General features: G+C 71.5%; 22 protein-coding genes and 1 pseudogene. 13 read left to right on the top strand and 10 right to left on the bottom strand.

Going from position 1 to position 24,900, the window contains the following annotated elements:
• The coding region (locus ABD466_RS36755; protein ID WP_344661880.1) for a response regulator transcription factor at nt 1-267 on the top strand (267 nt) is incomplete at its 5' end.
• Nucleotides 268-289: 22 nt separating this feature from the next.
• Nucleotides 290-1,651, top strand: a complete 1,362-nt coding sequence (locus ABD466_RS36750) for a ribonuclease D (RefSeq protein WP_344661879.1) — start codon at nt 290-292, stop codon at nt 1,649-1,651.
• Here the strand turns inward: ABD466_RS36750 and ABD466_RS36745 are convergent.
• Together ABD466_RS36745 and ABD466_RS36740 are read right to left on the bottom strand one after the other, a co-directional pair.
• Complete coding sequence (locus ABD466_RS36745; RefSeq protein WP_344661878.1) at nt 1,635-2,009, bottom strand: hypothetical protein; 375 nt, start codon at nt 2,007-2,009, stop codon at nt 1,635-1,637. The genes ABD466_RS36750 and ABD466_RS36745 overlap by 17 nt on opposite strands.
• 205 nt (nt 2,010-2,214) lie before the next feature.
• Nucleotides 2,215-2,613 carry a winged helix-turn-helix transcriptional regulator gene (locus ABD466_RS36740; protein WP_425558835.1) on the bottom strand — a complete coding sequence of 133 codons (399 nt, stop codon included), beginning with the start codon at nt 2,611-2,613 and terminating at the stop codon, nt 2,215-2,217.
• A 157-nt stretch (nt 2,614-2,770) separates the two neighbouring features.
• Between ABD466_RS36740 and ABD466_RS36735 the strand changes: the two genes are divergently transcribed.
• The 3 genes from ABD466_RS36735 (at nt 2,771) to ABD466_RS36725 (ending at nt 6,984) form a co-directional block, all read left to right on the top strand.
• Nucleotides 2,771-3,472, top strand: a complete 702-nt coding sequence (locus ABD466_RS36735; protein ID WP_344661877.1) for an FMN-dependent NADH-azoreductase — start codon at nt 2,771-2,773, stop codon at nt 3,470-3,472.
• Nucleotides 3,473-3,628: 156 nt separating this feature from the next.
• Entirely contained in the window at nt 3,629-4,870 is a 1,242-nt protein-coding gene (locus ABD466_RS36730; protein WP_344661876.1) for a thiolase family protein, read from the top strand.
• Nucleotides 4,867-6,984 carry a 3-hydroxyacyl-CoA dehydrogenase NAD-binding domain-containing protein gene (locus tag ABD466_RS36725; RefSeq protein ID WP_344661875.1) on the top strand — a complete coding sequence of 706 codons (2,118 nt, stop codon included), beginning with the start codon at nt 4,867-4,869 and terminating at the stop codon, nt 6,982-6,984. Before ABD466_RS36730 ends, ABD466_RS36725 begins: the two co-directional genes overlap by 4 nt.
• Nucleotides 6,985-6,990: 6 nt before the next feature.
• Here ABD466_RS36725 and ABD466_RS36720 read toward each other — a convergent pair whose 3' ends face one another.
• Nucleotides 6,991-8,976 (bottom strand): GTPase, encoded by a 1,986-nt coding sequence (locus tag ABD466_RS36720; protein WP_344661874.1) that lies wholly within the window; start codon nt 8,974-8,976, stop codon nt 6,991-6,993.
• A 2-nt stretch (nt 8,977-8,978) separates the two neighbouring features.
• A complete protein-coding gene (locus ABD466_RS36715; RefSeq protein ID WP_344661884.1) occupies nt 8,979-9,854 on the bottom strand; it encodes a hypothetical protein in 876 nt (291 codons plus the stop codon).
• A gap of 745 nt (nt 9,855-10,599) precedes the next feature.
• Here ABD466_RS36715 and ABD466_RS36710 point away from each other — a divergent pair.
• Nucleotides 10,600-11,532 (top strand): hypothetical protein, encoded by a 933-nt coding sequence (locus ABD466_RS36710; protein ID WP_344661883.1) that lies wholly within the window; start codon nt 10,600-10,602, stop codon nt 11,530-11,532.
• 14 nt (nt 11,533-11,546) lie between these two features.
• Here the strand turns inward: ABD466_RS36710 and ABD466_RS36705 are convergent.
• Nucleotides 11,547-11,888, bottom strand: a pseudogene (locus tag ABD466_RS36705) (GTPase domain-containing protein); the annotation flags it as partial.
• Between the two features lie 91 nt (nt 11,889-11,979).
• Nucleotides 11,980-12,828: a TetR/AcrR family transcriptional regulator gene (locus ABD466_RS36700; protein ID WP_344661873.1), complete on the bottom strand. Its 849-nt coding sequence runs from the start codon at nt 12,826-12,828 to the stop codon at nt 11,980-11,982.
• A gap of 157 nt (nt 12,829-12,985) precedes the next feature.
• On the opposite strand from ABD466_RS36700, the gene ABD466_RS36695 reads away from it, so the two are divergent.
• From ABD466_RS36695 to ABD466_RS36680, 4 genes are all read left to right on the top strand, one after another.
• Complete coding sequence (locus tag ABD466_RS36695) at nt 12,986-14,188, top strand: acyl-CoA dehydrogenase family protein (protein WP_344661872.1); 1,203 nt, start codon at nt 12,986-12,988, stop codon at nt 14,186-14,188.
• Nucleotides 14,189-14,238: 50 nt separating this feature from the next.
• Nucleotides 14,239-15,411, top strand: a complete 1,173-nt coding sequence (locus tag ABD466_RS36690) for an acyl-CoA dehydrogenase family protein (protein ID WP_344661871.1) — start codon at nt 14,239-14,241, stop codon at nt 15,409-15,411.
• A gap of 158 nt (nt 15,412-15,569) precedes the next feature.
• On the top strand, nt 15,570-17,090 hold the full coding sequence (locus ABD466_RS36685; RefSeq protein WP_344661870.1) for a long-chain-fatty-acid--CoA ligase: 1,521 nt from the start codon (nt 15,570-15,572) through the stop codon (nt 17,088-17,090).
• Complete coding sequence (locus ABD466_RS36680; RefSeq protein ID WP_344661869.1) at nt 17,087-17,536, top strand: MaoC family dehydratase; 450 nt, start codon at nt 17,087-17,089, stop codon at nt 17,534-17,536. Before ABD466_RS36685 ends, ABD466_RS36680 begins: the two co-directional genes overlap by 4 nt.
• A 22-nt stretch (nt 17,537-17,558) precedes the next feature.
• Here the strand turns inward: ABD466_RS36680 and ABD466_RS36675 are convergent, their stop codons facing one another.
• The gene (locus ABD466_RS36675) at nt 17,559-18,824 is read right to left on the bottom strand and encodes a calcium:cation antiporter (protein ID WP_344661868.1); all 1,266 of its coding nucleotides are present in this window, start codon (nt 18,822-18,824) and stop codon (nt 17,559-17,561) included.
• Between the two features lie 202 nt (nt 18,825-19,026).
• Here ABD466_RS36675 and ABD466_RS36670 point away from each other — a divergent pair, with 202 nt between their 5' ends.
• Nucleotides 19,027-19,914 carry a TIGR03619 family F420-dependent LLM class oxidoreductase gene (locus ABD466_RS36670; RefSeq protein ID WP_344661867.1) on the top strand — a complete coding sequence of 296 codons (888 nt, stop codon included), beginning with the start codon at nt 19,027-19,029 and terminating at the stop codon, nt 19,912-19,914.
• A 63-nt stretch (nt 19,915-19,977) separates the two neighbouring features.
• Here ABD466_RS36670 and ABD466_RS36665 read toward each other — a convergent pair whose 3' ends face one another.
• Nucleotides 19,978-21,747, bottom strand: coding sequence for an ABC transporter ATP-binding protein (locus ABD466_RS36665; protein ID WP_344661866.1), 1,770 nt, complete (start codon nt 21,745-21,747; stop codon nt 19,978-19,980).
• Nucleotides 21,748-22,144: 397 nt separating this feature from the next.
• On the opposite strand from ABD466_RS36665, the gene ABD466_RS36660 reads away from it, so the two are divergent.
• Nucleotides 22,145-23,194 carry a C40 family peptidase gene (locus ABD466_RS36660; protein WP_344661865.1) on the top strand — a complete coding sequence of 350 codons (1,050 nt, stop codon included), beginning with the start codon at nt 22,145-22,147 and terminating at the stop codon, nt 23,192-23,194.
• Between the two features lie 79 nt (nt 23,195-23,273).
• Nucleotides 23,274-24,074 (top strand): hypothetical protein, encoded by an 801-nt coding sequence (locus ABD466_RS36655; protein WP_344661864.1) that lies wholly within the window; start codon nt 23,274-23,276, stop codon nt 24,072-24,074.
• Here ABD466_RS36655 and ABD466_RS36650 read toward each other — a convergent pair.
• Together ABD466_RS36650 and ABD466_RS36645 are read right to left on the bottom strand one after the other, a co-directional pair.
• Nucleotides 24,071-24,649: a GNAT family N-acetyltransferase gene (locus tag ABD466_RS36650; RefSeq protein WP_344661863.1), complete on the bottom strand. Its 579-nt coding sequence runs from the start codon at nt 24,647-24,649 to the stop codon at nt 24,071-24,073. The genes ABD466_RS36655 and ABD466_RS36650 overlap by 4 nt on opposite strands.
• Before the next feature lie 98 nt (nt 24,650-24,747).
• Nucleotides 24,748-24,891, bottom strand: coding sequence for a hypothetical protein (locus ABD466_RS36645; RefSeq protein WP_344661862.1), 144 nt, complete (start codon nt 24,889-24,891; stop codon nt 24,748-24,750).
• Between the last annotated feature and the right edge of the window lie 9 nt (nt 24,892-24,900).

The following is a 24,900-nucleotide window of genomic DNA, read 5'->3' as shown; positions in this document are numbered from 1 at the left end:
GCCGGGCTGCCGCCCGGCGCCGCGGCGCTGGACGGCGCGAACGGCGCCGCGCAGGCCGCGCACGCCGGCTGCCGCGATCTGTCGGCGCGCGAGATCGAGGTCCTGCGCCTGGTCGCCGACGGCCGCTCGAACAAGGCCATCGGCCAGGCGATGGGGCTGTCCGCGCTGACCGTGAAGAGCCATTTGGCCCGGATCGCGCGCAAACTGGGCACCGGCGACCGGGCGGGCATGGTCGCCGTCGCGCTGCGCGGCGGGACCATTCACTGACACCGGTCGTTACTGTAAGGACGTGACGAGTTCCAGTACGCCGGGCGGACCGGCCAGCCCCGAGCCGACAACGACGGGCGCCGAACCGCCCCGCGCCCTGGTGCCGCTGCTGGTTCCGCGCGAGGGCCTGCCCCCCGTCACGGACACCGCCGAGGCGCTGGCCGCCGCGGTGGAGCGGCTGGCGGCCGGCACCGGCCCGGTCGCCGTCGACGCCGAGCGCGCCAGCGGCTACAAGTACAGCCAGCGCGCCTACCTGGTGCAGATACGCCGCCAGGGGGCCGGCACCTTCCTCATCGACCCCATCGCCTGCTCCGACCTGTCGGCGCTGGCCGGGGACGGCCCGGCGCTGGCCGGGGCCGAGTGGGTGCTGCACGCCGCCAGCCAGGACCTGGTGTGCCTGGCCGAGGTGGGCATGGTGCCCCCGGCCCGGCGCGCCGACGGCACCGGCGGCCTGTTCGACACCGAGCTCGGCGCCCGGCTCGGCGGCCACGAGCGGGTGGGGCTGGGCCCGCTGGTCGCCGAGGTGCTGGGCCTGGAGCTGGAGAAGGGGCACTCGGCCTCGGACTGGTCCACCCGGCCGCTGCCGGAGGCGTGGCTGCGTTATGCCGCCCTCGACGTCGAGGTGCTGGTCGAGGTGCGCGACATCCTGGAGGACGAGCTGCGCACGGCGGGCAAGCTGGACTGGGCCCGGCAGGAGTTCGACGCCGTGATCGCCGCCCCGCCGCCGAAGCCCAGGGCCGAGCCCTGGCGCCGCACCTCCGGTCTGCACAAGGTGCGCCGGCCGCGGCAGCTGGCGGTCGTGCGGGCGCTGTGGGAGTCCCGGGACGAGCTGGCCCGCCGCCGGGACATGACGCCCACCCGGGTGCTCCCGGACCAGGCCATCATCGACGCCGCGCTGGCCCTGCCCGGCAGCGCCGCGCAGATGCGGGCGATCCCCGGCTTCAGCGGCCGCATGCGTTCCGGGGACGTCCCCCGCTACTTCGACGCGCTCAGCAAGGCCCGGCAGCTCAAGGATGCCGAGCTGCCCCGGCCCGGCGCCGCGCCCAGCGACGGGCCGCCGCCGGTGCGGGCCTGGGCGGACAAGGACCCGGCCGCCGCCGAGCGGCTGACCGCGGCCCGCGAGGCGGTCACGGGCCTGGCCGGGCAGTACGCGCTGCCGGTGGAGAACCTGCTGGCGCCGGACTCGCTGCGCCGGCTGTGCTGGACGCCGCCGGTGCCGGAGCCGGACGACGAGCAGGTGGCCGCGTTCCTGGCCGGCGCCGGGGCGCGGCCGTGGCAGGTGCAGCTGACGGCGCACGCGATCGCGGAGGCGCTGCACAAGGCGGCGGCGAAGACGGCGGCGGCCGAGACGGCTTCCGAGGCGCCTGTCACTCCGGGCACGTGATGCCGATCGGGACCTTCACGTGGTGCACCACGGGATCGCCGGCGATGGTGATGTCCAGCGGGACGCACGCGGTGGTCCGGCGGTTCAGCAGGTTGAAGCCGCCTACGTACCAGCAGTCCCAGCCCTTCTCGGCGGCGATGCGCGGCGTTCCCGCATAGGTGACGGACAGGGCGCCGAGCGGATCTTGGAAATCCTCGATGACGATGCGCGCGAAGGAACGAGCTTCGGCGCCGATGGTGATCGTCACCTTCGGGTGGTCGGCCCGCACCGTGACGCCGCCCTTGTAGAACGTGACGCCGTCGGCATCCGGTTGCGGGGGAGTGGCGCCGTAGGCCGCTGGATCCGACCAGGCCGGCACGCTCAGTCTGCCGATCGTGAGGTATGAGGGCTCCGGTGGTGCGGGCTCTGATGTACGGCAGTGAGTGCTGACGAACGGAGTGACAGGTTCTTCCGTCACCCGCACGGCCTTGACTTCGGAGTGAGTTCCGGAGCACCCGCCCGCCACCAGACCCATGGCCACCACGGCTATCAGTGTTCTCATGCCCTCCCTACACCGCGGAGGCTCAGGCGGTTCCGCCCTGTTCGGCGTCGTAGATCTCCCGGTGCTTGCGGACCAGGTCCGCGTTGTCGGCGACCCAGTTCACCAGTTGGAGCACCGGAGCCAGCAGGCCGTGCGCCAGCTCGGTGAGCTCGTACTCGACCCGCGGCGGCACCTCGGGGTAGACGGTGCGCGTGAGCAGTCCGTCGCGTTGGAGCTGCCGCAGGTTCAGCGTCAGCATCCGCTGGGAGATACCGCCGACCACCTGCTGAAGGGCGCTGAAGCGGAGCGGGCCTTTGTGCAGCGCCCCGATGATCATCAGGCTCCACTTGTCGCCGATCCGGCCCAACAGGTCCCGGACCATCTGGTTCTCGGCCCCGGCTTCCTGGCATACCGACGGCGGCCCGAGGGTCGTCGTCTCCACGTCTGTCACCAGCGTTCCTCCCTGTTCCGGCGCTCACCTGGACAGGTACACGGATGTGCCTGGCAGCACGTCCGTGTGCCTTTTGTACGGCTTCCTTTAGTCATTCATCATGGGGTCACGCACAAATAGTAACCAATGCAAAGGGAGCAATCCGCCCATGGCCACGCTGCTGCACGTCGACGCCTCGCTCTTCCCGGGCGGGGCCAGCGCCTCGCGCACCGTCACCGCCGCTTTCGCGGACGCCTGGCGCGCCGCCCACCCCGACGGCACGGTCGTCTACCGCGACCTGGCCGCCGACCCGCTGCCCCACATCGACGCCGTGACCTTCTCCGCGGCCCGCGCCGAGCCCGGCACCCACACCGAGGCGCAGGCCGCCGCGCACGCCGCGCGCCTGGCCCTGATCGAGGAGGCCGAAGCCGCCGACGTCATCCTGATCGGCGCGCCCATGTACAACTTCGGCGTGGCCTCCTCCCTGAAGGCCTGGCTGGACCACATCATCCTCGGGGGCCGGACCCTGGGGGAGGGGACGCAGTCCCTGGCCGGCAAGCGGGTCGTGGTCGTGGCCTCCCGCGGCGGCTCCTACGAGCCCGGCACCCCGCGCGAGGACATGGAGTTCGTGAAGAACTACCTGAGCGCGGTCCTGTCGGCGCACCTGGGCATCACGCCGGAGTTCATCACCATTCAGCTGACGCTCGCCGGCACCGTCCCCGCCATGGCGGAGCTCATCCCGCTGGCCGAGGCCTCCCGCGCGCAGGCCCTGGCCGCCGCCGACGCCCGGGCGCGTGAGCTGGTCGAGCAGCTGGCCGCCGAGGAGCCGGCTGTCAAGGAGCGGGCCGCCGAGGAGCCGGCCGCGGTCTGAGCCCGGCTGCTCGCGGACGCCTCGCGGCCGCCCCTTCGGCCTGGCGCGCCGGCCGAAGGGGGCCCGTGACGGCGGTCACCCCCACCCGCGCTCGCCGATTCTTGTTACCCGCGAGTAGCATGGTCGCAGAATCGTTCCGCGTGGAGGAGAGCCAACGTGCCTCAGACCGAGAGGGCCGTGCGACAGGTGGTTTTTGTCGACGGCGTCCGTACCCCGTTCGGCAAGGCCGGCCCGAAGGGCGTCTATGCCGAGACCCGGGCGGATGACCTGGTCATCCGCTGCATCCGCGAGCTGCTGCGCCGCAACCCGCAGCTGCCCGCCGAGCGCGTGGACGACGTGGCGATCGCCGCCACCACCCAGATCGGCGACCAGGGCCTGACCCTGGGCCGGGTCGCGGCGCTGCTGGCGGGCCTGCCCAAGACCGTCCCGGGCTACTCCATCGACCGCATGTGCGCCGGCGCCATGACCGCCGTCACCACCACCGCCGGCGGCATCGCCTTCGGCGCCTACGACGTGGTCGTGGCCGGCGGCGTCGAGCACATGGGCCGGCACCCGATGGGCGAGGGCGTGGACCCCAACCCGCGCATCATCGCCGAGAAGCTGGTCGACCCCTCGGCCCTGGTCATGGGCTCCACCGCGGAGAACCTCCACGACCGCTACCCCGAGCTCACCAAGGAGCGCTGCGACGCCTTCGCCGCCGCCTCCCAGGAGAAGTACGCCAAGGCCCTGGCCGCCGGCAAGTTCCACGACGTCCTGGTCCCGATGGCGGCCCGGCACGCCGAGAAGGGCTACAACGTCGTCACCGCCGACGAGCCCCCGCGCCCCGGCACCACGGTCGAGGACCTCGCCGCGCTGAAGACCCCGTTCCGGGTCCGCGGCCGGGTCACCGCGGGCAACGCCGCCGGCCTGAACGACGGCGCCACCGCCTGCATCCTGGCCGCCGAGGACGTCGCCGAGGAGCTGGGCCTGCCGGTCCGGATGCGCCTGGTCTCCTACGCCTACGTCGGCGTCGAGCCGGAGGTCATGGGCATCGGCCCGGTCCCGGCCACCGAGAAGGCCCTGGCCAAGGCCGGCCTGACCATCGGCGACATCGGCCTGTTCGAGCTGAACGAGGCCTTCGCCGTGCAGGTCGTCGCCTTCCTCGACCACTTCGGCATCTCCGACGACGACCCGCGCGTCAACCCCTACGGCGGCGCCATCGCCATGGGCCACCCGCTGGCCTCCTCCGGCGTGCGCCTGATGACCCAGCTCGCGCAGCACTTCGAGGAGCACCCCGAGGTCCGCTACGGCCTGACGTCGATGTGCGTCGGCATCGGCATGGGCGGAACGGTCATCTGGGAGAACCCCCACTGGAGCGAAGCGACCCAGACGGCACAGCGGAACGGAGAGAGCAAGTGACTCAGGACCTGACCGCCCTCGCCACGGAGCTCTTCCCGGACGAGGTCGTCACCAAGGCCCCGGTGCAGTTCTTCGAGCTGCCCGGCGGCACCGGCCGCTTCGCGCTGATCACGCTGGACAACGGCTTCGACCACACCAAGCCCAACACCTTCGGCCCCGGCGGCCTGGTCCAGCTCGGCGCCGCCATCGACCAGGTCGAGGCCGCGGCCAGGAACGGCGAGATCGTCGGCGCCGGCGTGACCGGCAAGCCGTTCATCTTCGCCGTCGGCGCCGACCTCAAGGGCGTCGAGGTCGTGAAGAACCGCGAACAGGGCCTGGCCATCGCCCAGGCCGGCCACGACACCTTCAAGCGCCTGTCCGCGCTGCCGGTGCCGTCGTTCGCGTTCGTCAACGGCGCCGCCATGGGCGGCGGCGTCGAGGTCGCCCTGATGTGCACCTACCGCACCATCTCCTCCGGCGTCCCCGCGCTCGCCTTCCCCGAGTGCTTCCTCGGCCTGGTCCCCGGCTGGGGCGGCTGCACCCTGCTGCCCAAGCTGATCGGCCCGGACGCCGCGGTCACCGTCATCATCGAGAACGCGCTGTCGCAGAACCGGATGCTCAAGGGCCCCAAGGCGTACGAGCTCGGCATCGCCGACGTCATGTTCGAGCCCGTCGACTTCCTGGAGCAGTCGGTCGCGTGGGCCGAGAAGGTCATCGCCGGCGAGGTCACGGTCGAGCGCAAGACGTACTCGGCCGACGACTACGCCGCCGCCGTCGCCCGCGGACGCCAGATCGCCGATTCCAAGGTGCACGGCGCCGCTCCGGCCCCGTACCGCGCCCTGGACATCATCGAGAAGATGGCCACCGCGTCCGACGACGAGGGCTTCGCCCTGGAGGACGAGGCGCTCGCCGACCTGATCATGACCGACGAGCTGCGGGCCGGGCTCTACGCGTTCAACCTGAACCAGAAGCGGGCCAAGCGTCCCTTCGGCGCGCCGGACAAGTCCCTCGCCCGCCCCGTCACCAAGGTCGGCGTGGTCGGCGCGGGCCTGATGGCCTCGCAGTTCGCGCTGCTGTTCGTGCAGCGCCTGCAGGTGCCGGTCGTGATGACCGACATCGACCAGGAGCGCGTGGACAAGGGCGTCGGCTACGTCCACGAGCAGATCGGCCTGCTCCAGCTCAAGGGCCGCCTCAACCAGGACCAGGCGAACCGCCTCAAGGCCCTGGTGACCGGCTCGCTGACCAAGGACGCCTTCGCCGACGCCGACCTCGTGATCGAGGCCGTCTTCGAGGAGATGTCGGTCAAGCAGCAGGTGTTCGCCGAGGTCGAGGCCGTGGTCCGGGAGGACTGCGTGCTGGCCACCAACACCTCCTCGCTGTCGGTGACCGAGATGGCCTCCAAGCTCCGGCACCCCGAGCGGGTCGTGGGCTTCCACTTCTTCAACCCGGTGGCGGTGCTGCCGCTGCTGGAGATCGTCCGCGCCGAGCGGACCGACGACGCCTCGCTGGCCACGGCGTTCGCGGTCGGCAAGACCCTGAAGAAGTCCTGCGTGCTGGTGAAGGACGCCCCGGCGTTCGTCGTGAACCGCCTGCTGACCCGCTTCCTGGGCGAGGTCACCGCGGCGGTGGACGAGGGCACGCCGATCGAGGTCGCGGACCGCGCGCTGGAGCCGCTGGGCCTGCCGATGTCGCCGTTCGTGCTGCTGGAGCTGGTCGGCCCGGCGGTGGCGCTGCACGTCGCCGAGACGCTGCACACCGCCTTCCCGGACCGCTTCGCCGTCTCGCCGAACCTGGCCAAGCTGGTCGCCGCGGGCAAGAAGGCCATCTACAAGTGGGACACCGGGGTCCCGGTCATCGACCCCGAGGTGCTGGAGCTGTTCCAGCCGGGTCCGTCGCCCTCCACCGAGGAGCAGGTCCGCGACCGCGCGCTGAAGGCGATGGCGCAGGAAGTCGACCTGATGCTGACCGAGGGCGTGGTCGGCGAGGCGCAGGACATCGACCTGTGCATGCTGCTCGGCGCCGGCTGGCCGTTCCACCTCGGCGGCATCACGCCGTACCTGGACCGCACCGGAGTGGCCGAGTCCGTGACCGGTCACCGGTTCCTGGCGCCGGGGGTGGCTTCCCTCCCTGAGTAAGGGTGCTTATTGTGTAGGTCGCCCCTGTCCCCCGCCGGACAGGGGCACCTTGCCGTCACCGGACCGTGCCGTGAGGTCGCGTGCGAGGGTCCATACTCTGACATAATGTTCGTGTTCTGCGACAAGCGGGGCGAACAGCAGCTGATCGGCGGCACCGCGGACCCGTTCGGCCATCCGCTCGGCGACCTTGGCGCGCAGGGCGCCCGCCGCCTTCCGCGCGGCCGGGCGGCACAGGGCGTCGAGCAGCGCACCGGCCACCAGCGCGAGCACCGTGACCAGAAGAGGGAACGGGATCGCGCCGGTGTCCGGGAGGCTGGAGTCCTTCGCACCGCCGGCCACGGCGAGCGCGACGGCGCCGCCCACGCCGACCAGAGCGGCGGTCAGCAGCATCCAGTGCAGCACCTGCACGGCGGTCCACCAGCGGGGGACCAGCCGGGGCGCGACCTCCGTACCGGACAGGGTGGCGTCCAGGGTGTCGGCGAGCGTCTGCACACAGCGGTCGCCGATGCGGCGCATCTCCTTGGCCCAGGGCCGCGGCAGCCCGGCGGCGACGCGGTCCACGGCGTTGCCCACGGCGGTTTCGACGTCGTCGTGCTGGACCGGGGGAGGGGCGGGCTCACCGGCCACCGGGGCGGTCCACGGGGCGTAGCGCTCCTCCTCGTCGCCGCGGGCGCGGGACACCAGGGTCATGACGGCGTGGCGAAGCGGCCAACCGGTGACGGCCGAGGCGCGGCGGCGGTAGGTGGCCTCAAGGAGGTCGGACAGGGCGCGCATGCTGGTGCTGTCGCGGATGGCGGTGAGGGTCGCGTTCTTCGCCTCGTCGGAGAGACCCTCCCCGTCGTCGGCTCCGGGCCCCGGTGCTGTGCTGATCGGAGCCAGCTCGGCCGCGATGAGTGCGGCCGCCCGGTCGACGTCGGCCGCACTCCGGGTCAGGGACGCCTGCTTGCGCCAGACCCGCTCGGCGATCAGATCCCTGAGTTCCTGAAGCCCCTCGCCGGTCCGGGTCGAGGTGACGAGCAGCGGAACGTCGTCGAGCCCTGCTTCGCCGAGCATCCTCCGCAGGTCGGCCGCGACCGCCCGCGTGTCCTCCGGCGCCAGCTCGTCGCTCTTGTTGAGCACCACGACCAGCGCTTGCTGGTGGTGGTTGAGCCGCGTGAGGTAGCGCTCGTGCCAGGAGGCGTCGGCGTACTTCTGCGGATCGGTGACGAACAGCAGCAGGTCGGCCGCGGCGGCGGCCCGGTCGGTCTCGTCCCGGTGCGCCCGCACGGCCGAGTCGTGGTCCGGCAGATCGATCAGGACCAGCGGCGCGAGCTCCGGTTCGGCACGGCGGTGGGCGCCGTCGAGCAACGAGCCTCGCAGGGTCCTGTTGTGCGGCGCGACACCGATGCGGTCCAGGAGCGCCCCCGCCCCGTCCGCACGGTCCGGATCCCAGACGCAGGCCAGCCCCGCGGTCGTGGTGGGGCGGATGGCCCCGACCGGCGCGAGGTCGAAGCGGATCAGGGCATTGAACAACGACGACTTGCCGCTGCCGGTCGCGCCCGCGATGGCGGTGACGACGAGGTCGGGCGACAGGGCGATGCGCTCGTGGACGCGCAGGAGGATGCGGCCGGCCTCGTCGGCGACGCTCGTCGAGAGACGGTCCTCGGTGTCCTTCAGGAGACTTTCGAGGGCGGCCAGGCGGGTGGTGAGGGCGGCTGTATTGGTGCTTCTACCGGTGCTCCTACTTGCACCTGCACCTGCACCTGCACCTGCACCTGCACCGGCACTGGTACCCGTACCTGCCCCGGCATCGCTACCTGCACCGGCACCTGCGCCTGCACTGCTACCTGCGTCCGCACTGCTACCTGCGCTCGCACTGCTACCTGCGCCGGCGACCACATCGGCCACGGCCCGCGCCGCCGGAGGTTTCGCGCGGCGGTCGTCGTGTAGGACTCCGTCCGTGCTCTCGGCCGCCTCGACGGCGCCCGCCACTCCCTCACCGATGACTTCCATCCCTAGTCTTCCTCGTTGCGAGCCGCGGCCACGGCAGCCCGGGCTTCGTTCAGCGCATGCATCTCGGCCGGATCGACGGAGTAGGCGGCCAACTGCCGCCGGTGCACGTCCGCGGCACGGTCGAGGAGCCGGGCGCTGCCGTCCTTGAGGCCGGAGGTGGCGGTGGCCAGCAGCCGCTCGGCGTCCTCGACCCCGAACATGGTGCGCAGGAGGCCCAGGGCGGCGTCGGCGGCGGGCTCGCGGCGTTCCCCGACAGCCGCGTCGGCGCCCACTCCGGCCTCGCCCGCTCTCCCACTTCCGGCCACTGCTCCGCCGTCCAGAACTGCCTCGCTACCTACGGCTCCTCCTGCTGCCGCTCCTCCAGCCAAGGCCGCCACACCCAACACCAACGCGGCGCTCCGGATCCCGGCGCCGGCCGGACCGATGGTACGGCTGGTGCGGCGAGAGCGGGCCTGATCACGGATGGCACCGGGGAGGCTGTCGAGCCACGCGGCCGCGGCCCGTGCCGGATCGGTGGCGCGCCGGGTGGACTCGTCCGGGGCCTGGGGTTCGGGGGCACCGGGCGTCAGCTCCCACTGATCCGCGGTCTTGCGCGCCGCCCGCTCCAACGCGGCGCGGTAGGCCCGGGCCACGGCCTCGACGAGCGCGGCGCGCAGAGGCGCGGTCTCGGCATCGTGCCCCGCCTGATTCTGGAACCGCGTACTCCAGTCAGCGGCCTTGCCCGCCTTGCCCGTCTTCCCGCCTGCCTTCCCGCCTGCCTTCTTGCCCCGCTTCCCGGCGACCGCCTCAGCCGCGAACAGGGCACTGATCCGCCCGGACCCCAGCACCTCCTGCCACCGGATCCGCACCTCACCCCCGAACAACTCCCCACCATCCACCAACCCCCGAAACCTCACCCGTTCAGCGGTATGCACCCTCTCCAAACCCTGATGCAATACCTCTAGAGCCAACCGCTGCCCCTCCCAGGCACCGGCCACCTCCCCCACCAAAGCGTCGACGACATCGAGCCGCCCGGCCACCCCCCGCCGCCCGATGCGCACCCTCCCTGCGGTGTCCGCCCCCGCGTCCCTGAGCCACCCCCACAACCCGGCCACCACCCCGCCGGGCAACAACCCACCCCCCGTACCCCCGGCAGGCCCGCCCGCGCGCCCGAGCCCGCCGTCTCCATACCCGACCTCCTCCACCACGAACAAAGGAGCCGCCCCCAACCCGTTCACCCGCAACAACTCCCCGAAAGCCTCCCCGACCTCCCCCACGACCCCCGGCACCACCCGCCCCAGCACCACCGCGACGGACACCCCCCGCCCCCCGACCCCCCGCAGCACCCGCCACACAGCGGCGTCCGCATACCGCTCCGCACTCACGACACACACGACCACGTCCGCGGCCCCCACCAACCCCGCCGGATCGCCGTCGGCTGTGTCGACTATCGCTACGCCACGAGGGAGGGAGGGGGAGGGGAGGGGGGAAGAAAGGAGAGGCTCCAACACTCCCGCCACGCGATCGGCGAGCACTGCCCGCCGCGGCGCGCCGTCCACGGCTGTCGCGTCCGCTGCTGGCCCGCCTGGCGCTGCCGCCGCGTCCGCAGTCGGCGTGCCGGCTGCCCTCGCGTCCGCTGCCGGCGTGTCTGTCGCTGTCCCGGCTGTCATCGGCTCGCTCGCCGGTGCTCCGGTACCTGCGGTCGTGGTCGCCGCTGCGCCTGCCGCCGCAACGGTCGCGCCGGTAAGGGGCGTGCCTGCTGCTATCGGCTCGCTCGCCGGTGCCACGGTCGCCGCGGTCGCGGTTGCCGCGGGGGCTGCTGCCGCTGCGCCGGCTGCCGGTGTCGCGCTCGCCGTTGCGCCTGCCGCTGCGTCTACTGCCGCTGCCGCCGCGTCTGCTGCCGATGTCGGCGTGCCTCCCGCTGCCGCCGCGTCCGCCGCCAGCGTGCCGACCGCTGCCCCGCCCGCCATCGGCTCGCTCACCGCAGCCGCGGTCGCCGCGGTCGCGTTGGCTGCTGCCACGCTCGGCGCCGTGCCTGCCGACGCCGAGGCGCCGATCGGTGTCATGCTCGCGGTCGGGCTTGCCGGTGTGGCGTCTGACGTCGCGCTCTCGGCGGTCGCGCTCGCCGCCTTCGCGGTCTCGGCGGTCGCTACCGCGCGAGCCGTCGTCGTGGCTGCCGGTCTCGCGCCCGCTGCCGACGTGTCCGTGGCAACGCCTGCTGATATCGCGTCCGCTGGCGTCACGTCTGCTGACGCTGCGTCCGCCGCCGAAGTGCCCGCCGCTGTTCCCGCGAACGATCCAGCCGGCGTGCCCGCGGCAACCGCGCCAGCCAGCGTGCCCACGGACGACGCGCCGAGCGTCACGTGGGCGAGCACTTCGCCCGCTGATGCGACGCTCGGCGCGGCATCGACAGACGTGGCCGCGAACGGTCCGCGTGGCGCGCCCCCCGAGGACTCGCCAGCAGACCCCCTCACGGATGCTTCCCCCGACGTGTCGGCGACACCCGTGCCAACCGGCGTGTCGTCGCCGGCGCCAACGCTCAACGGCCCAACCTCATCCGCGATATCCGCCGGGTGACACACCAACACCGGCGTTCGCGTCGTCGGCCGCAGCGGACCCGTCGCCGAAACCGTCGCCCCCGCCAGCGCGTTCAGCAGCGTCGACTTGCCCACGCCGGTGGGGCCGGCGAGGGCGGCGAGGAGTGGCGCGTCCGGGGTGTGGAGGCGGGGGAGGACTGCTGCGGTGAGGATGTGTTCGATCTCCGTGCGGGCGCGGCGGGCCGGGGCCGCGGAGGGGAGGTCGAGGGGGAGGCTCAGGGCGGTGATCGCTTGCAGCAGGGCTTCGGTCGCCGTGGTGAGATCGGGGGGTGTTGAGGGCTGGGGGTCGGAGCTGACTGTCACCCCGTTGTCTGAAGCCGCCACAGCGCGAAGCATGCCCGAAGCTTCGTGGCGGGGGAACCTGGTTGGCGAAATCCTGTGTGGGCGGTGCTGATGTCGGAACCATCTTGTGATCGATGGGGGTCGGTCACGCGGGCGGGCTTTCGGCGGTGAGGGCCGCGTGGCGGAGTTCCAGGCCGTCCAGGACGGCGGTGAGGCCGACTTCGAAGGCGCGCTCGTCGATCTCGCGTTGGTGCTCGGCCAGGAGGTGGGCCTGGTCCAGGTGCGGGTAGACGCCCGCGTAGACGGAGGCGTCGGCGGGGAAGCTGCCGGCGAACGAGCCCAGGGCCGAGCCGATCACCAGGGAGCGCATCAGGGCACCGATGCTCGTGGCTTCGCGGCGGGGCCAGCCGGCGTCGACCAGGCCGCCGAAGACCGCGTCGGCGATGCGGAGCTGGGCGGGGCGGCGGCCGGTGCCCTGGGCCAGGGCCGGGACGACGTTCGGGTGCGCGGCCAGTGCCGCCCGGTACGAACGCGCCCACGAGGCCAGCGCCAAGCGCCAAGTCGGGGCGACGCGGCCGGCGCCGGAAAGGTCGCCGGAAGCGGCGCTGCCGGGAGGGTGCGGGGGTGTCGTCGGGACGCCTGCCGGATCGGCCGAATCCTTGATGGTCACAGCATGGGTGGCCCCAACACATGTGCCCGCGCCCGCGCCCGCGCCCGTGCCCGTGCCCGCGTCGGCGCCCGTGCCCGCGCTCCCACCCCCGCCCCCCAACCCCGCGAAAGCCGAGACATCCACCCCCGCCACCACGCTGTCCACCACCGCGTCGAGCAGCTCGTCCTTCGTCGCGACGTGGTTGTACAGCGAGGGTCCGCTGACACCCAGCTCCGCCGCCAGGCGTCGTGTCGACAGGGCGTCCAGGCCCTCGGCGTCGACCAGGGCCAGGGCGGCGGCCACGATGCCTTCGCGGCTGAGCAGTGGCGTTCGTGGTCGGGCCATCGTTCTTCCTCCCTTGTGCCGCCGGTGGCGGGCGGCTTGTGAGAGCCCAGTAAATCCCGTGGCGGAAACCTTGCATCGCTAGTTTCTCCAGGCTAGCCTCAAGGAAACTCTCGCCGCTAGTTTTTGGCGCGCCTCCCGACCTCCCCGAAGGTGACCGATGGACCTGTCCCTCACCGAAGAGCACCAGGCGATCCGCGCCCTCGCCGCCGACTTCGTCGACCGCGACGTCATTCCGTACGCCACCGCCTGGGACCGTGCCGAGTCCGTGGACCGGGGCATCGTCAAGCGGCTTGGTGACCTCGGCTTCCTCGGTATGACCATCCCCGAGGAGTACGGCGGTTCGGCCGGTGACCACGTCTCCTACTGCCTCGTCATGGAGGAGCTCGGCCGCGGTGACACGGCGGTCCGCGGCATCGTCTCGGTTTCGCTGGGCCTGGTCACCAAGCCGCTGCTGGCGTACGGCACCGAGGAGCAGAAGCGCGAGTGGATCCCGAGGCTGGTGGCGGGTGACGCCCTCGGCTGTTTCGGCCTCACCGAGCCCGGCAACGGTTCCGACGCCGGCCACCTCAAGACCAAGGCCACGAGGGACGGCGACGACTGGGTCATCTCCGGTACCAAGGTCTTCATCACCAACGGCACCTGGGCCGATGTCGCCCTGATCTTCGCCCGCACCGGAGCTGAGAACCGAGCTGAAAACCGCGCCGAAAACCGCGCCGAAAACAGCGCCGAAGACGACGGCCCCCGCGGCATCACCGCCTTCCTCGTCCCCACCTCCACTCCCGGCTTCCAGGCGCGCGAGATCAAGGGCAAGCTCGGTCTCCGCGGTCAGGCGACCGCCGAGCTCGTTCTCGACCACGTTCGCGTTCCCGACGCGGCCCGCCTCGGCGGTGTCGGCCAGGGCTTCAAGATCGCGATGTCCACCCTCGACAAGGGCCGCATGTCCGTGGCCGCCGGCTGTGTCGGTCTGATGCAGGCGTGCCTCGACGCGTCCGTCGCCTACGCCGCCGAGCGTGACCAGTTCGGCAAGTCCATCGCCCACTACCAGCTCGTCCAGGAGATGCTCGCCGACATCTCCGTCGATCTGGACGCCGCCCGCATGCTCGTGTGGCGCGTCGCCGATCTCATAGAGCGCGGCCAGCCCTACGCCACCGCCGCCTCCACCGCCAAGCTCTTCTGTTCCGAGGCCGCCGTCCGCGCCGCCAACAACGCCATCCAGGTCTTCGGCGGCTACGGCTACATCGACGAGTACCCGGTCGGCAAGTATCTGCGGGACGCCAGGGTCCTGACCCTCTACGAAGGCACCTCGCAGATCCAGAAGCTCCTGATCGGCCGTGCTCTGACCGGCGTCAACGCCTTCTGAGAACCACTACCGCCCCACCGAGAACGAAACGAACACGGAGGTTCCCGCTCATGGACTTCGGCCTGACCGACGAACAGAAGGCCGTCAAGGACACGGCGCGCGCCTTCATCACCAAGGAACTTGTGCCGCTGGAGCAGGAAGTCCTGCGCCGCGAACGCGCCCACCGCCCGGGCCTGGAGCGCCGCGAACTGCGCGAGCTTCAGCTCAAGGCCAAGGAGTTCGGGTTCTGGGGGCTGGCCACGCCCGAGGAGTACGGCGGCATGGGTCTGCCCGCCGTCCTGCAGTCGCTGATCTGGCAGGAGCTCGGCCGTACCTGGGTGCCCTTCCGTTTCGGCGGCGAGGCCGACAACATCCTCTTCTACGCCAATGAGCAGCAGAAGGCCGAGTACCTGCTCCCCACCATCGCCGGCGACCGCATCAGCTGCTTCGCCATCACCGAGCCCGGGGCCGGATCGGACGCGGCCAACATCAAGTTCTCCGCACGCCTGGATGAGGTCACCGGCGACTGGATCCTCAACGGTGAGAAGACCTTCATCACCAATGGCGCCGACGCCGACTTCGTCATCGTCGTCGCCGTCACCGACAAGGCCAAGGGGGTGCGCGGCGGCGGGACCACCGCCTTCCTCGTGGACCGGGCGATGGGCTGGAAGTCCGAGTTCATCCAGACCATGGGCGAGGGCGGCCCGGCCGCCCTGGTCTTCGAGGACGTCCGCGTTCCGGCCCGCAACATCCTCGGCGAGATCGGCCAGGGCTTCGAGCTCGGCATGAAGTGGATCGGCAAGGGCCGCTACATCATCCCCTCCAACGCCATCGGCATCGCCGAGCGCGCTCTGGAGATGGGCGTCGAGTACGCCAACACGCGCCACACGTTCGGTCAGCCGATCGGCGCCAACCAGGCCATCCAGTGGATGCTCGCCGACTCCGAGGTCGAGCTCGAGGCCGCCCGCCTGCTGGTGCTGCGTGCCGCCTGGGCCATCGACCAGGGTCTGGACCCGCGCCACAGCTCCTCGATGGCCAAGCTCTACGGGGCCGGCATGGTGAACCGCGTCGTGGACCGCGTGCTGCAGATCCACGGCGGCATGGGCTACACCCGCGAGCTGCCGATCGAGCGCTGGTACCGTGCGGTCCGGCTGTACCGGATCTTCGAGGGGACCGACGAGATGCAGAAGCTGATCATCTCGCGCGACCTGCTGAAGGGGTACACCAAGGTCGGGAAGCTGTGACCGGAGCTGAAGACGGGACCTGGGAACCGGAGCTGGACACGGGACCGGCGAACCGGGGCTGAAGACGGAGCCCGGGAACCGGAGTCAGAAACGGAGCCCGGGAACCGGAGTCACAAACGGGACCTCAGACCCGCAACGCACACAGGAAGCGAGCAGGAATGACCACCCTTTCGCTGGCCAGCGTCCTCGCCGAGCCGGCCTGGCGCCGGCCCGACAAGACCGCGCTCGTCGAGGGCGAGCGGCGTCTCACCTTCGCGCAGCTCTGGCAGCAGGTGCTGAAGCAGGCCGCCGCGCTGGTGGACCTGGGGGTGAAGCCCGGCGACCCGGTGGCGCTGATGTGCCCGAACACCACCGAGTTCCCGCGGGCGTACTACGCGATCCTGGCTGCCGGCGGCGTTGTGGTCCCCGTCCACCTGCTGCTGACCGCCGACGAGGCCGCCACCGTCGTGCAGGACAGCGGCGCCACTCTCGTCATCGCCCACGCCATGTGCGCCGAGACCGCCGCGGCGGCGGCCGGGCGTGCCGGGATCGCGGTCGTCACCGCCGGACCCGGCGGACGCCTGGAGGAGCTGACCGAGCACGCCGCTCCGCTGCCGACCTTCGTCAGCCGCAAGCCCGAGGATCCGGCGGTCATCTTCTACACCTCCGGCACGACCGGCACGCCCAAGGGCGCCGTCCTGTCGCATCTGAACCTCGTCATGAACGCCACCGTCGACGCCTACGACGCCCGCGACGAGGTCCGCCGCGACGACGTCGTCCTGGCCTCGCTGCCGCTGTTCCACACCTTCGGCCAGACCGTCAGCATGAACGCCACCTGGCGCGTCGGCGCGACCGTCGTGCTGCTCCCGCGCTTCGACCCCGACGCCGCCATCGCGCTGATGGCCCAGGAGAACGTCACCACGTTCCACGGTGTGCCGACGATGTACCTGACGCTCGTCGAGGCGGCGGCGCGCGCGGAACGGCTGCCCAAGCTGCGGCGGTGCGTCTCCGGCGGCGCCTCGCTCCCGGTCCCGGTCCTGGAGCGCTTCGAGGCGGCCTTCGGGGCGAAGGTGCTGGAGGGCTACGGATTGTCCGAGACCTCGCCGGTGGCCTCCGTGAACCAGCTGGCGATCGGCACGAAGCCCGGCACCGTCGGCCACCCGCTGTGGGGTGTGGACGTCGAGATCGCCGACCCGGACCTCCTCGACGGCATCAAGCTGCTGCCGGCCGGCGAGTTGGGCGAGATCGTGATCCGCGGCCACAACGTCTTCACCGGCTACCTCGGCCGCCCCGAGGCGACGGCCGCCGCGGTCGTCGACGGCTGGTTCCGGACCGGCGATCTGGGGCGCAAGGACGACGAGGGCTTCATCTCGATCGTGGACCGGACCAAGGACCTGATCATCCGCGGCGGCTTCAACGTGTACCCGCGCGAGGTCGAGGACGTGCTGGTGCGGATGCCGGGCGTCACGGCGGTGGCCGTGATCGGCGTGCCGGACGAGGTGCACGGCGAGGAGATCGTCGCGGTCGTGGTCGGCGGTGAGGGCGGGCCCTCGGCCGACGAGGTCCTCGCCTACGGCAAGGAGCATCTCGGCCGCCACAAGTACCCGCGGCGGGTGGAGTTCATCGACGCGCTGCCGCTCGGGCCGAGCCACAAGGTGCTCAAGCGCGAACTGAGAGACCGATTCGGAGGCGCCAAGTGAAGGAACTGACACTCGACGAGCTGCCCGGTGCGGTGGGCCGGGAGTTCACCGGCGAGGAGTGGCTGGAGGTCACCCAGCAGCAGATCGACCAGTTCGCCGACGCGACCGGCGACCACCAGTGGATCCACGTCGACCAGGAGCGGGCCCAGGACGGACCCTACGGCCGCACGATCGCGCACGGCTTCCTGACGCTGGCGCTGATGGTGCCGCTGAGCAACCAGGCCGTGCAGGTCACCGGGGCGCGCATGGGTGTGAACTACGGGCTGGACCGGGTGCGGTTCATCACGCCGGTGCCGGTCGGCTCGCGGCTGCGGGCCAAGGTGAAGTTCACCGAGTTGCGCGAGGTCGAGGGCGGCTACCAGCTGAGCCGGACGGTCACCATCGAGCTGGAGGGCGCCGAGAAGCCGGCGTGCGTGGCGGAGAGCCTGGTGCGGTTGTATCCGTGAGGCCGGGGGCGGGCTTCCGTCCTCAAGGGCTGACAGCCAGCACCAGATAACTGAAGCACACCGCCAGGTGCACGCCGCCCTGCACCAGCGTCGCCCGCCCCCGTACGAACGTCAGCGACCCGGCGGCCACGGTCAGCGCCAGCAGCACCATGTGGCTGCCGTCCAGCCCGAGGATGAGCGGGGTGGTCAGCCAGATCGTGGCCACGGCGATGGCCGGCACGGTCAGCCCGATGCTGGCCATCGCCGAGCCCAGCGCCAGGTTCAGGCTGGTCTGCAGCTCGTCGCGGCGGGCGGCGCGGACCGCGGCGATCGACTCCGGCAGCAGCACCAGCAGGGCGATGACGACGCCGACCACCGACGACGGCAGCCCGGCCCGGTCCACGCCCCGCTCGATCGTCGGCGAGACGCCCTTGCCCAGGCCCACGACCGCGATCAGGGCCAGCACGAGCAGGCCGAGGCTGGTCAGGGCCTGGCCGGCGGTCGGGCGGTCGCCTTCGTACCCGTGCTCGTCGTACCCGGAGCCGGAGCCGGAGCCGGAAACGGATCCGGAGCTGGATCGCGGCCCCGACCCCGACTCCGACCCCGACTCCGACCCCGACCCCGACCCCGGCCCCGACTCCGACTCCGACCGCGAGTCAGCACTCTCATAGTCCGCGTCATCCGGATCGGCGACCTGGGACCCCGCGTCGACCGGCAGGTAGTCCGGCCGGTGCCGCACCGTCACCGCCACGATGTAGAGCCCGTAGAGCACGATCGAGTCCACCGTGGCGTTCGCCAGCTGCGTGGTGTTGAACTCCGGCCCGGGCGGCGAGGTGGTGAACGTCGGCAGCACCAGCGTCAGCCCGGCCAGCGTGATGATCGCGCCGAACACGGTGGCGGTCCCGTCCGCGTTGAACCGCGCCAGCCCGCGCTTCAGCGCCACCAGCAGCAGGCACAGCCCGGCGATGCCGTTGCAGGTGATCATGATCGCCGCGAACACCGTGTCCCGCGCCAGAGTGGCGGACTTGGCCCCGTTGGAGGACATCATGGTGACGATCAGCGCCACCTCGATCAGCGTCACCGCGACCGCCAGCACCAGCGACCCGAACGGCTCCCCGACCCGGTGCGCCACCACCTCCGCGTGGTGCACGGCGGCGAGCACGGACCCGGCCAGGAACAGCGCGACCCCCGACACCGCCCATCCCGGCAGATCCCGGCCCCAGGTGAAGGCCAACAGCACGGCCGCCAGGACCGGGACGACGGTGGACCAGGAGGCCCACGGGGGCACGCGGCCGGAGTCAGTGCTCATCGCACGCCACGATCACGCAGGCGAGCCGCGAGGGGCCAGCCTGTTCGGCTGAACGGGTGAGGGCGGGACGGCTGTCGGCGCCCGGACGCGACCCGCGCGACCCGTGCGACCCGCGCGGCCCCCGCACGTACCGTCCGGCCGACGGCCGAACGGCGCGGCGTCCATCGGACTATTCGGCGGGTGGAGGGAGTTGGGTAGGGCCATGTCACCCATGAGCCTCGGCATCTCCCTGCAACCACGCTGGCCGATCGGCGACGGCGCCGCGGTCCTGCGCGCCGCCCGCCAGGCCGAACGGCTGGGCTTCGACCACGTCGCGACCGGGAACCGGATCCTGGACAGCGGCCTCGGCCTCGACACCGACCCGCTGGTGCTGCTCGCCGCCGTCGCGGGCGCCACCACCCGTGTTCGCCTGCTGACATCCGTGCTCGTCGCGCCGTACTATCCGGCGCTGATCCTCGCGAACCAGGCCGCCACCCTGGACGTCGTCTCCGGTGGCCGCCTGATCCTCGGGGTGGGGACCGGCTGGAACCCGGACGAGTTCGAAGCGGTCGGCGTGCCGTCGAAGGAGCGCGGCGCGCGGACCGACGACCACCTCGCCGCCGCGCGGGCCCTGTGGACGACGCGGCCCGCCGACTTCGACGGCCGCTTCACCCGCCTGCGCGCCGCGCATCTCGGCGTCCCGCCGGTCACACCGGGCGGGCCGCCGGTGTGGGTCGGCGGACACAGCGACGCGGCCCTGCGGCGCGCACTGAAGTACGGCGACGGCTGGTACGGCACCGGCGCCGACGCCAAGGACCTCGTCGACGTCCGTCGCCGGCTGCTCGACCTCGCCGCCGCCGAGGAGGAGGCCGATCGCCTGACGCTCGCGTCGGCCGCGTTCCTCACCCCGCCCGGCATCCCGGCGGTCGTCACCTCGCCGGGACGCCCCCTGGGCGGCGAGTCGGCGACCGCGGCGAGCGTCGTCGAGGGTCTCGGCGAACTCGCCGAAGCGGGGCTCGCCGCCTGCACGCTGTGGCTGCCGATCGCGGCCGAGCACCTGGAAGCCGCGATGGAGTGGATCGCCGCCGAGGTCATGCCGCAGCTCGCCTGAAGGGCGCCGCGGACACGAGAACCGGGAGGACCCGGCTGAGTCCTCCCGGTTCTCAGGACCCTGCTAGGAAGCCCGCACCCCGTGCAGCGAGGCATAAGCCCCGCCCCGGGCCACCAGCTCGTCGTGCGTCCCGCTCTCCACGATCCGGCCGCCGTCCATCACGACGATCCGGTCGGCGTTGCGCACCGTCGAGAGCCGGTGCGCCACCACGAACGTGGTCCGCCCGGCGACCAGGCGGCCCAGCGCCTCCTGGATCAGCCGCTCGGACTGCGTGTCGAGCGCGGACGTCGCCTCGTCGAGGATCAGCACCCTGGGATCGCGGACCAGCGCGCGGGCGATCGCCAGGCGCTGCTTCTGCCCGCCGGACAGGCGCGCGCCCTTCTCGCCCACGCGGGTGTCCAGGCCGTCGGGCAGCCGCTCGACGAACTCCAGCGCGTTCGCGTCGCGCAGAGTCGCGAGCAGCTCGTCGTCGCCCACGCCGGCCAGGCCGTAGAGGACGTTGTCGCGGATCGTGCCGTCGAAGAGCGTGGTCTCCTGGGGCACGATCGACAGGTGCTTGCGGTAGGTGCGCAGATCCAGGCCGGTCATGTCGCGGCCGTCCAGCAGGATGCGTCCCGAGGTCGGCCGGATGAAGCCGATCACCATGTTCAGGATCGTCGACTTGCCGGCCCCGGACGCGCCGACGAACGCCACCGTCTCCCCGGGCCGCACGGTCAGGTCCACGTCGGCGACCGACGCCCGGTCGGCGTCCGGGTAGGCGAAGGTCACGTCGTCGAAGACGAACTCCCCGCGCACCTGCTCGACGCGCTCGCGCCCCTCGTTCTCCTCGATGTCAGGGGCCTGCAGCACCTCGCCGACCGACCGCACCGAGGCCAGTCCCCTGGTGATGACCGGCGTCAGGTTCATCAGGGCCCCGACCGCGCCGATCAGCGTCGTGAAGAAGGCGCTGAGCATGACGACGTCGCCCGGCGACGTCCCGAGCGCCCCGGTGTAGGCCGCGTACGCCGCGCCGGTCAGGCAGGCCACCCCCATGCAGTTCAGGGCGATCCACGCCATGGCGCCGAACGTGCCGTTGATCAGGTCCAGGCGCAGCCCGGCGGCCAGCACCCGCCGCAGCGTGCCGTCCACGCGCCGGAAGGCGTCGCGTTCCAGGCCGTGGGCCCGGGTGATGGGGATGAGGTTGGTCATCTCCACCACCCGCGACGACAGCTGCTCCACTTCGGTGCGGAACGTCTCGTTGTCCTGCTTCATGGGCTTACGCAGCGCCATCGCCAGCAGCACGGTGACCGGCACCAGCACCGCGAACACCGGCAGCCACACCGGATCCCGCACCGCGATGACGGTGGTCGCGCCGATCAGCGTGACCACGGCGGCCAGCCCGCTGTCCGCGGTCTGCTGCGCGGCCTGCTCGATGGCCTCCACGTCGCGGATCACCTTGGCCTGCAGCACCCCGGCGCTGACCCGCGAGTGGTAGCCGATGGACAGGTGCTGCAGCCGCCAGCACAGCGCCGACCGCAGCCGCACCCCCATCCGGCGGATCGAGTGGCTGAAGCAGCGGACGTACAGCAGATGGCCCGGAAGGTTCAGCATCAGCAGCGCCATCAGAATGCCCGAATCGACCCACAGGCCGGATATCGGACGATGCCGCACCACGATGTCGATGACGTCGGCGGTCACCAACGGCAGCAGGAACGTGGGGCTGTGCTTGACGAAATAGGCGAGGACCCCGAGGCCCAGGCGGCCCCGATCCTCTCGGAAGAGATAGGCGAGTGTCCGTATCGGGTGCTCGCCGCGGTAGTGGTGGTCGAGGGGATCGGCGGATGGCAAAGCCATGGACGCACTCCGCGAGATGTTGCGGGCGGACGAGAAAACAGATCAAGTCTTCCAGAGGCGATCGGGAGCTGTCACACGGCTTCTGGAGGGTGGACGGCCGCCTCGTGAAGGGGGTGCGCCGGTCAGGTTTTGGCAAAGCTCGGCCGCCGCCGAGAGGGCCGCTTCGGTGCGGCCGCCATCGTTCCGGCGGTCGGGGCCGGCGGGCGAAGGCCACCTCCGTACATCATCCCAGCACCTCAAACACCCAGCGGAGACCGGGACCCTCAACCTCCTCCCAAACCCGGGACACGACCCGGCCCCGCTCCCCACCGCATCTCGAATTCCCGCACTTTCTTTCCCGTCTCCTCCGTAAGGGCTATGGTGGTCCGGACGTTTCGGCGAACCGGAGGCAACAGACATGGTGACGTCGCCCAAGGAAGCGGCCCATCGCGCGCCCAAGAAGTACGTTCCGGTTTCCCGGACGGCGGTGACGGTGACGCTGGCGACAGCGGCCGCCGGGTCGGTGGCCCTGCTGCCGACGGCCGCTCAGGCCGACCCGAACGAGAGCGTCACCGATGTCAAGGCTCAGGTGGACAAGCTCCACGACGAAGCCGAGAAGGCGACCGAGGCGTACAACGACGCCAGCACCCGCCTCAACGACCTGCAGCACAAGGTGGACCAGCTGCAGGCCCGCATCACCGCGGAGCAGAACTCGCTCACCGGCGCGCGGAGCTCGCTCGGCGGCCTGGCCGCCGCGCAGTACGAGAACGGCGGCGTCGACACGACCCTGCAGCTGATGCTCATGCAGTCGCCGGACAACTACCTCCAGCAGGCCACCACCCTGTCGCGGATCACCGACGACAAGATGGCCACCATGCGCAACGCCGCGGAGATCCAGCGGCAGCTGAACCAGGACAAGGTCAGCGCCTCGGACGAGCTGGCGCAGCTGGCCAAGACCCGCGCGCTGATGGCGCAGCAGAAGGCTGACATCGAGTCGAAGGAGCAGGCCGCCAAGGACCTGCTGAACCGCCTCACCGCCGCCCAGCGCCTGCAGTACAACCGCATGGTGGCCACCAACAACGTGCCGGCCTCCACCATCAAGAACCTCCCGGTGCCGTCCGACCCGCGCGCGGCGATAGCGGTCCAGTTCGCCAAGGCCCAGCTCGGCAAGCCCTATGTCTGGGGCGCCGCCGGCCCGAACGCCTACGACTGCTCCGGCCTGACGATGGCCGCCTGGGGCAAGGCGGGCGTCTCGATGGAGCACGGCTCCCGCGCCCAGTACGCCGCCTTCCCGAAGGTCGCCAAGTCCGCGCTGCAGCCCGGCGACCTGGTGCTGTACTACAACGACATGCACCACGTGGGCATCTACGTCGGCAACGGCACCATAATCCACGCCGCCAACCCCAGCAGCCCGATCGAGTACGCGCCGATCGACCTGATGCCGGCCGTCGGGTTCGTCCGCCCGTAACGCCGCGCGGCCCGGAATGGTCGCGATCCACCCCTTCCGGGGCGCGGCCGGTGTGTGGTTCGGCACCAGGCGTGCCGCCGTGCGCGCGAAGTTGGGGAGGCCGACGCTCTCCTACCGCGGTCTGGCGTGGATGGACCAACTGTCCGACCGATATGCGGACAAAGGGATCGTCTTCGGCTATGCGGACGCCGGCACGGTCGACCACATCGAGCTGAGCGCCCCGGCGCACGCCGAGGTGGACGGCGTCTCGCTGCGCGACGCGAGCTCCAGCACGGTTCTCGCCAGGCTGGCGCGCATCGGGCTCGAGGTGCGCGAGGTGCATGGGCTGTGGGAAGTGCCCGTATGGGGCATCGCCCTCTTCGTGCAGGGCGGCCGTATCGGAGAGCGGCCTTTCGACGCTGTGACGGCGTTCGCTCACGGACCCGCGGCGGAACCGAGCTTCTTCGGTACTCCGACGGCGAAACCGGCGATAGCGACGGAAATCGATCCTCGGGGCTTCGGCCCTGTGCGGCTCGGCATGCGCCGCGGGAATGTCAGGGCTCTGCTGGGTGAGGGTATGGCCACCGCGCTTCCCGGGCGGGACTCCGTCGATCTGCACTTCACGGCGAATGTCGCTGTGACCTATGACCCGGCCGATACCGCGCGACGTATCTGCGCTATGGCCGAGGGGGTTACTGTCGCGGGTGTGGGTGGGGCGGCGAGCGTGGGGCGCAGCTACGCGGACTGCGTCGAAGGGCTGAGCAGAGCGGGCGTGCGGTTCGAGGAGCGAGAAGCTGAGATTCTGTTGCCGGATAGTGGAATCCGGCTTCGGACGTCTCGGGCCGGCGATCTGTCGTCGCCGGTGTCGAGTGTCGTCGTTCAGCGGTCGCCGGCGTTCTAGGGCCTGGTGGCCCCAGACCCCTCGTCCTCCCGCAGCGCCACCCACTCATCCCGCAGGATCGCCCAAATCTGCATGTCCTGCCGCTCCCCGTTCACCACATACGCCGACCGCAGAATCCCCTCGGCCGTCATCCCCACCCGCTTGGCCACCGCCCAGCTCCGGTCGTTCAGCGGGCTGCAGTGCCACTCGGCCCGCGTCAGCCCGCGCTCGATCAGCGCGTAGTCGAGCAGGTGCCGGACCGCCGCGCTGATCAGCCCGCGCCCCTGGCCGGCCGGCTCGGTCCACACGCCGATCTCGCAGACGCCGCTCTGGGCGTCGAAGGCCGGGAACATGCATCCGCCGACCAGTACGCCCCGGTCCCATATGCCGAACAGGCGTCCGGAGTCGGCGGCCTGTTTGTCGGCGTAGTGCTGCAGTGTCGCGTGGGCCGACGGCAGGTCCTTGCACACCGCCGCGAAGCGGATCCACTTGTCGAGCTGGGAGCGGGCGCGTTCGATGTGGGCGAAGAACTCGCCGATCTGCCAGGGTTCCAGGGGGCGCAGTTCGGCGTCGGGGGCCAGGGGTATGGCGAACACGGCACTCCTCGAGGGCGCAGGTGGTGTGCAAGGCGGGGTGACATAAGTACCGTAGCCCGCCTGATCCCCTTACGAGTGCCCGATTCCGGGGTGGTCGATCAAGATTTGGTGACGGTGACCACATCGCCGGTGGAGGATGACGTGACCACCGTGATGGTCACGCCCGCCTCTTCGTCATGGAACGACTGCCCCGGTTTGTGCGGCCCCCAGTGCCCGTCGCCGCCGGCGACGCCGGAGTCCACCTTGTAAGG

The organism is Catenulispora subtropica, from assembly GCF_039531675.1.
Lineage (GTDB): Bacteria > Actinomycetota > Actinomycetes > Streptomycetales > Catenulisporaceae > Catenulispora > Catenulispora subtropica.
This window is presented reverse-complemented; position numbering and strand designations above follow the sequence as displayed.